2 protein-coding genes are annotated in these 3,252 nt (G+C 63.3%); both read left to right on the plus strand.

What is annotated here, in order from left to right:
- A partial coding sequence (locus ACFDTG_RS16495; protein ID WP_375292005.1) for a hypothetical protein occupies positions 1–1,867 on the plus strand: 1,867 nt, incomplete at its 5' end.
- Positions 1,868–1,906: 39 nt separating this feature from the next.
- On the plus strand, positions 1,907–3,252 hold a 1,346-nt coding region (locus ACFDTG_RS16500; RefSeq protein ID WP_375292006.1), incomplete at its 3' end, for an amidase family protein.

Raw genomic sequence — 3,252 nt, forward strand, 5'->3', positions numbered from 1 at the left:
AGGCATGCCCATGGCGTCCAGAAGGTCTTGGCGAACAGGTGATTTTGCCTTGGCCCGCCTGTCCAGCAAATCGGACAGCGTCGAGGATCAGCTGCGCCGCATCCCGGCAAACGATGTCGTGCGAATCGAACTGGTGGACGGCAACACGCTGGACATACCGGGCCTGACGGGGCTGGTCGCCAACGTCATCTACACCAGCACGGGCGTTTCGGGTCAGTTCCGCTGGAACACCGGCTTCCGCTCCTATAACACGCAAGCGCAGCTTTATGGCGGCGAAGCATCCCTATCGGGCAAGAGCGGCGCACTGGATTACACCGTCGCCCTGTCGAACACGAACGACCGCTTCGGCGCCGACGGGCCGGTCATCATCACCGATGGAAGCGGCGCCCTGATCGAGGAACAATACAGCAAGTTTTCGGGCAAGTACGATAACCCCAAGCTGGCCACGACCTTCGCCTATGATTTCGGCGGCGGCATTCAGGCCAATCTCAATCTGAGTTACGGGGAAGACTATTTCATCCGCGACGATCCCGAAATCGGATATCCGGTAATCGGCCCCGTGCGGACGCGCAGCGTGAAGTCCCGCGAGGTTGGACCGGAATACGAAATCGGCGGCGACATCCAGTTTCCGCTTGGTCCCGGCTCGCTCAAGCTGATCGGGCTGGAGCGGTTCGACAAGAAAAACTACACGCAGACCCTGATCGACCGTTTTGACGACGCAAGCCCGGCCACCGGATCGCGATACAGGCAGCTCAGCAAGAGCGGCGAACGGATCGGGCGGCTGGAATACAGCTGGAAGATGCTCAATGCCGATTGGCAGATTTCGGGCGAAGCCGCCTTCAACCGGCTGGATCAGAACGCCTCGCTGTTCAGATTGTCGGCAGGGGACGATTTCGTGCAGATCCCCTTCCCCGGCGGCGTGGGCGGGGTGCGGGAGCGGCGCTACGACACCAGTCTCAGCTATTCGCGGTCGCTGTCCCCGAGGCTGTCGATCCAGGCCATCGCCGCGATGGAATTTTCGACCATCGAGCAGACCGGCGCCTTGCCGAATTCGCGCAGCTTCAAGCGGCCCAAGGGTTCCTTTGCGGCGACCTGGAAGCCGTCGACGGACTTCGACGTGTCGCTCACGCTGGCGCGCAGGGTGAGCCAGCTTTCGTTCGGCGATTTTCTTGCGAGCGTTTCGCTCAATTCGGACAACGAGAGCGGCGGCAACAACGAGCTGGTACCTTACCAGAGCTGGAACGTGGAGCTGGAGGCGAACAAGACGCTCGGCCCCTGGGGTTCGATCAAGCTGTTGGCCAAGCAGGCCTGGTTCGAAGATTTCATCGACTGGTTTCCCCTGCCGAATGGCGGCGAGGCACGCGGCAATATCGGCGATGCGGATCGTCTGCATCTGGAAGCGACCGCCACGCTGAAGCTCGATCCGATCGGGTGGACCGGCGCCCGGCTCGACATCAACGCGATAAAGCGCTTCATGAACGTGACCGATCCGTTCACCGGGATCGAGCGCAGCTTTTCCTACGACCAGGAGGGCGGCTTCGACATCGATCTTCGCCATGACATCCCCAAGACCGACTGGGCCTATGGCGCCGGCCTGAGCCACTTCGATCAGGCCGGCTATGCCCGCAGGTATGAAGAGGGCCGTGAATGGGAGGGGCCGGTGTTTGATTCGTTCTTCATTGAAAACAAGGACGTCCTCGGGCTGACGGTCCGGCTTCAGGCGGTCAATGTGCTGCTGGGCGGGCGCAATTATTATCGCCGCACCGTCTTCGAAGAGACCCGGCCGAGCGACCAGATCGCCTTCATGGAATATTCCGACCGCCGGATCGGCCCGATCTTCCGCCTGCGCATCAGCGGCGATTTCTGAAACGCTTGCCAAAGCGAGCCGCGCTGGCAGGATGACGCGATGAAAAAACTCGCCATACTGCCGCTTTCGGTCGTGCTGCTTTCCTCTCCCGCGATTGCGCAGGATGGGGGCTCTACACCGGTTGCGGGGGTGCCCGGACAAGCGACCGACCTGCCCGAGGGGCTGGCGCCCGCCGCGACCGCAGCGGAGAGCCGTGCGATCGAATACGCTCTCCGGATCATGCGCCATGACGACGGGCCGGGCGGCATCAATGCCGTCATCGCGCTGGCGCCCGATATCACCGCGCAGGTCCGCGCGGCGCTGGCTGGCGGCGGCCCTCTCGAAGGGCGAACGGTTCTGATCAAGGACAATATCGAGACGCGCGAACTGCCCACCACCGCCGGAAGTCTGGCGCTGAAGGACAACTGGACGCGCCGCGATGCGCCGCTGATCGCCAATCTTCGCGCGGCTGGCGGCGTGGTGATGGGCAAGACCAATCTCAGCGAATGGGCCAATATCCGGGACGACAATTCGACCAGCGGATGGAGCGCGGTGGGTGGCCTTACACGCAACCCCCATGCCACCGATCGCAACAGCTGCGGGTCTTCATCCGGAAGTGGAGCGGCGGTGGCGGCGGGGTTCGCATGGGCTGCCATCGGCACCGAAACCGATGGCTCCATCACCTGTCCCGCCAGCGTCAACGGCGTGGTCGGGTTCAAGCCCACCGTCGGCCTGGTCAGCCGCACCCATGTGGTGCCGATCAGCCATTCGCAGGACACTGCCGGGCCGATGGCGCGCAGCGTTGCGGATGCCGCGCTGCTGCTGAACGCCATTGCCGGCAGCGACCCCGCCGACCCGGCAACGGCGCAAGCCGACCGGCACAAGCCGGATTTCACCACGGGCCTCGCCAATGCGTCGCTGAAGGGTGTGCGCATCGGCGTGCTCGTCAATCAGATCGGCAATCGCGACGATGTGCGCGCATTGTTCGAAACCGCCCTCGCCGACATGCGCCGTGCGGGTGCCGAGCTGGTCGAGATCGCTTTCGAGCCCAGCGACGAGATGGGCCGCGACGAGTTCACCACGCTGCTGTTCGAATTGCGGACCGACATGGAAAGCTATCTCGCCTCGCTGCCGGGAGAAGGCCTGCCGCGCAGCCTGGCCGATCTGATTGCCTTCAACGAAGCGCATGCTGCCGAAGAAATGCGCTGGTTCGACCAGGACACATTCGAGATGGCCCTGGAGCGGACGGACGAGCAAGCGTATCTCGCCGCGCGTGAGAACGCCCTGCACCTAGCCGGCGATCGTGGGATCGACCGCATGGTTCAGGAAAACGACGTCGCCTTCCTGATCGCGCCGACCACGGGACCCGCCTGGACCAGCGACCTGATGCATGGTGATAATTACAG

Source organism: Qipengyuania sp., assembly GCF_042095715.1.
Classification (GTDB): Bacteria; Pseudomonadota; Alphaproteobacteria; order Sphingomonadales; family Sphingomonadaceae; genus Qipengyuania.